This window comes from Sphingomonas bacterium, from assembly GCF_028289855.1.
In the GTDB taxonomy this organism is placed as follows: Bacteria; Pseudomonadota; Alphaproteobacteria; order Sphingomonadales; family Sphingomonadaceae; genus Sphingomonas.
Genome location: NZ_JAQGKZ010000065.1, coordinates 1 through 4,528, shown reverse-complemented (window position 1 = coordinate 4,528; position 4,528 = coordinate 1). Strand labels below are relative to the sequence as shown.

Genomic DNA, 4,528 nt, shown 5'->3' with positions numbered 1-4,528 from the left:
ACGACGCAGGTGTTCCGCATCATGCGCGCGCTCAACGTCGGCAACGCGCCGATGAACTATGCCAGGTTCATCGCGACCGCCGACGGTGGCCGCATGGCGTATGAGCGCCACGAACTGGCGCAGATATTCTCGCAGCCCGGCTATGCCAAGCAATTCGCGCCCGGCACGGTCGGCGCGGCGTACAACCATTTCCTCGAATCGACCGGTTATTCGGCCGATGGGCTGGTCGAGGTGAGCAAGGTGATCAGTGAGGACCAGGTCCAGCACCCCTATGCCTGGTTCGGCCGGCGAGTGCGCGACACGCACGACATCTGGCACGTGCTTACGGGGTACAAGGCGGACGAGAGCCTGGGCGAAGCGGCGTTGGTCGCGTTCAGCTATGCGCAGGTCGGCGGGCTCGGCTGGGCGTTCATTGGCGGCGCGGCGGCACTCAAGAGCCGCAAGGTGACGGGCAACAATCTGTTCATCAAGGCGGTGTGGGAAGGGTATAAGCGCGGGCGCAAGGCCAAGTGGATTTCGGGCGAGGATTACGAGCAGCTCCTCCACGAGCCGCTCGACGCGGCGCGCCAGCGCCTCAACCTTGGCGAGCCGATCGCGTATCTGAAGGCGCAGCGCGAACTCGGCGCACTGGCATCGTACATGAGCGCGCCCAAGGCCGATGTGATCGCCGAGCCCGAGAAGCTCGCGGCGTAACGCCGGAATATACCGCCGTTCGGCCTCGACTAGATCCGGGGTTGTCGAAGCACGGGTCAAGAACACGCCCTTCGACAGGCCCAGGGCGAACGGTTCAGGTTTCCAGCCCGATACTATAGGACGTCCGCGATGCTGTCGCGCCTGGTCCTGACCGATTTCAGAAATCACGCAGAAGCCGTGCTCCATCCGGGGCGCGGCTTCGTTGTGCTGACCGGCGATAACGGCGCAGGCAAGACCAACGTGCTCGAGGCAGTGTCGCTGCTCGCGCCCGGCCGCGGGCTGCGGCGCGCGGCGCTGTCCGACATGGCGCGACAGGGCGGCAGTCGCGGGTTCGGCGTGGCGGCACAACTCAAGCCCCTCCCCTTCTGGGGAGGGGTTGGGATGGGGGCCGCAGGCAATGCGCTTGCGGCACTGCCCCACCCTAACCCCTCCCCTGAAGGGGAGGGGCTAGTAGATATCGGCACCGGCACGCTCGCCTCAGCACCCGAACGCCGCATCGTGCGCATCAACGGAGCGACCGCGTCGGCCAACGCGCTCGCCGAATGGCTGACGGTGCTGTGGCTGACCCCGGCGATGGACCGCTTGTTCGTCGAGCCGGCTGGCGAGCGCCGCCGCTTCCTCGACCGGCTGACGCTGGCGCTGCGCCCCGATCACGCCGGCCATGCCAATCGCTACGAAGCGGCGATGCGCGCGCGCAACCGCTTGCTCGCCGATGAGGGCACACCCGACGCGGCATGGCTGACCGCGCTCGAAGCGCAGATGGCCGAGCATGGCGCGGCGATCGACGAAGGCCGGCGCGAAACCGTCGCAGCGCTGAGCGAACGGCTGGTCGACCAGCCCGCGGGGCCATTCGCGCGCGCCGGGCTGTCGCTCGAAGGCTGGGCCAGCATCGCAACGCTCACCGCCGATCTCGCGCAAGGCCGCCGCCGCGACGCCGCCGCCGGGCGGACATTGGTCGGGCCGCACCGCAGCGACCTGTCCGTCACGCATCTCGACAAGGATCAGCCCGCCGCTTTGTGCTCTACCGGCGAGCAGAAAGCGCTGCTGCTCGGCCTCATCCTCGCACACGCCGAACTCGTCGCCGACCGCACCGGGCGAGCGCCAATCCTGTTGCTCGATGAGGTGGCGGCGCACCTCGATCCGGTACGGCGCACGGCGCTGTTCGACCGATTGGCGTCAACCCACAGCCAGGTCTGGATCACCGGCACCGAGGTCGCACCGTTCGACGGGATCGGCGAGGCGAGCTGGTTCACGGTCACCAACGGGCGCGTCCTTTCCGCCTGAACCTCGTCTGTCGCACCGCCTCAGCGCGGGTTCAGTGCCGTCAGCGCAAACCCGGCGTCCATTATCGAAAAGGACGCCCCGTGAAGAAGCTTATCCTCGCCGCCACCGCGCTCGCCGCGCTCGCCACGCCCACCCTTGCACAGGATCGCTGGGACTGGGCGGGAGGCCGCCCCGACGCCGCCGATTATCGCCTGGTCGGACCCGGTGTTCGAGTGCTCTACCCGGAACTACGCGACACTCGGCGCGGCCGGGCGTTCGTGATCCGCAATTTCGACCGCAATCAGGACCGATTTCTGACCGTGTTCGAGGCGCGCGCCGCTAACCGCGCGTTTGCTCAAATTGCCGGTCCGCGCCGCGGTGGGTTCGACTGGGATTCGCGCGACAGTGGTTATGTCGTGGCCGATCGCGCGCGTGGCGGCGGCGAGTGGGACCGTGGCGCGATGCGCGGCTATGGCTTCCGCCAGACCGCGCGTGGCGCGACGATGCGGCTGGACGAGGATGTACTGTTCGCCACCGACAGCGCGGTGCTGCGCCCCGGCGCGATCGACAAGCTTCATACCCTCGCCGACTATCTTCGCTCGGAACCGGGCGTGCGTGTTGCAATCGACGGCTACACCGATTCGCGCGGCAGCGACGCGCATAACCAGGCGCTGTCCGAACGCCGCGCCGATGCGGTGCGCGGCGCGTTCGACCAGATGGGCGTGACGCGTGCGCGCTTCACCGTCGTCGGGCATGGCGAAGCCGATCCGGTCGCCTCCAACGCGACGCCGCAAGGCATGCGCCAGAACCGCCGCGTCGAGGTGACGCTGCTCGGTCAGCGGGCGGATCGCTTCACGCGCGCGAACTGACGCACGGTGTGCGCCCCGGCGAGTGCCGGCGCGCGCACCGTCGATCTTCTTCATCGATCCGAAAGCTCTATGCCCGACAGTGCGGCATGCAGGCAACGCAGACGATACGGGTCGATCCGCACCGAAAGCTGGTCGCCATCACGTTGACCGGTTTCTTCGATGTGGCCGGGGCGACGCAACTCGCGATCGATGCAAAGGCCGCGATCGATAGCTTGGCCGGTCCACGGAACCAGCATCTCACCTTGATCGACTTTTCGGACTGCAAAACGCAATCGCAGGACGTCGTCGCGGCGTTTCAGCGCGCGCTCGGCAATCCGCTTTACGCCGCACGGCGGTTGGCCTTCATCACCGGCAGTTCGCTGTCGCGGATACAGGCACGGCGCGTCCTGAACCGCGACACCGCCAGATGGTTCGACAACCGACGCGAGGCCGAGGCGTGGTTGGGCGACGATCGGTCGGCGCAGAGCGCCTGACGGGCAGCGGCACCGCCGAGTCTGCAGCGCGCCGGCCAAAAACGACTCGCCCATTTCGCTTCCGTTTCGGGCGCCCCGACCCTATATGCTGGGCATGGCAGAAGACCCCAATACCAACGACTACGGCGCCGATTCGATCAAGGTCCTCAAAGGGCTCGACGCCGTCCGCAAACGCCCCGGCATGTATATCGGCGATACCGACGACGGATCGGGCCTCCACCACATGGTGTTCGAGGTGTCGGACAATGCGATCGACGAGGCGCTGGCCGGGCATTGCGACCGGATCGACATCCAGCTGAACCCCGACGGATCGGTCTCGGTGACCGATAACGGGCGCGGGATTCCCACCGGGATTCACGCCGAGGAAGGCGTGTCGGCGGCCGAGGTCATTATGACCCAGCTCCACGCCGGGGGTAAGTTCGAAAATACGTCCGACGACAATGCTTACAAGGTGTCGGGCGGACTGCACGGGGTCGGCGTGTCGGTGGTCAACGCGCTCAGCGAGTGGCTCGACCTGACGATCTGGCGCGACGGCGAGGAGCATTACATGCGCTTCGCGTTCGGTGACGCGGTGCTGCCACTGAAGGTGGTCGGCAAAGCCGCGCCCGGCCAGAAGGGGACGCGCGTCACCTTCTTCCCCAGCCCCGCGACGTTCAAGATCGTCGAATTCGATTTCGAGAAGCTCGAGCATCGCTACCGCGAGCTCGCTTTCCTCAATTCGGGGGTGCGGCTGTTCCTGACCGATGCCCGCCACGAGGAGCCGCGCACCGTCGAGCTCTATTACGAGGGCGGGATCGCCGCGTTCGTCAAATATCTCGATCGCACCAAGACGCCGCTGTTCCCCGAGCCGATCTCGGTCAACGGTCAGCGCGACGATATCGGCATCGACGTCGCGCTCGAATGGAATGATTCCTACTACGAAAACGTCCTGTGCTTCACCATCAACATCCCGCAGCGCGACGGCGGCACGCATCTGGCGGCATTCCGTTCGGCGCTGACCCGCACGCTCAACAATTACGCCGAAAAATCGGGGTTGATGAAGAAGGAGAAGATCACCCTTACCGGTGACGACATGCGCGAGGGGCTGACCGCGATCGTCTCGGTCAAGCTGCCCGACCCGAAGTTCAGCTCGCAGACCAAGGACAAGCTGGTCTCGTCCGAGGTCCGCCAGCCGCTTGAATCGCTGCTCGCCGACAAGCTCGCCGAGTGGCTCGAGGAAAACCCACAGAA

Annotated in this window: 5 protein-coding genes; all 5 read left to right on the top strand. The window is 66.5% G+C overall.

The features are described 5' to 3' along the window. Positions 1-693, top strand: a 693-nt coding sequence (locus JWM94_RS07485) for a Coq4 family protein (RefSeq protein WP_299424425.1), incomplete at its 5' end; no start/stop codon positions are given. A gap of 129 nt (positions 694-822) precedes the next feature. Beyond that, positions 823-1,977 (top strand): DNA replication/repair protein RecF, encoded by a 1,155-nt coding sequence (recF, locus tag JWM94_RS07480; protein WP_299424423.1) that lies wholly within the window; start codon positions 823-825, stop codon positions 1,975-1,977. A gap of 80 nt (positions 1,978-2,057) precedes the next feature. Next, on the top strand, positions 2,058-2,825 hold the full coding sequence (locus JWM94_RS07475; protein ID WP_299424420.1) for an OmpA family protein: 768 nt from the start codon (positions 2,058-2,060) through the stop codon (positions 2,823-2,825). An 86-nt stretch (positions 2,826-2,911) separates the two neighbouring features. Further along, positions 2,912-3,298 carry a hypothetical protein gene (locus JWM94_RS07470; RefSeq protein ID WP_299424418.1) on the top strand — a complete coding sequence of 129 codons (387 nt, stop codon included), beginning with the start codon at positions 2,912-2,914 and terminating at the stop codon, positions 3,296-3,298. A gap of 94 nt (positions 3,299-3,392) precedes the next feature. Then, positions 3,393-4,528, top strand: a 1,136-nt coding sequence (locus JWM94_RS07465) for an ATP-binding protein (protein WP_299424415.1), incomplete at its 3' end; no start/stop codon positions are given.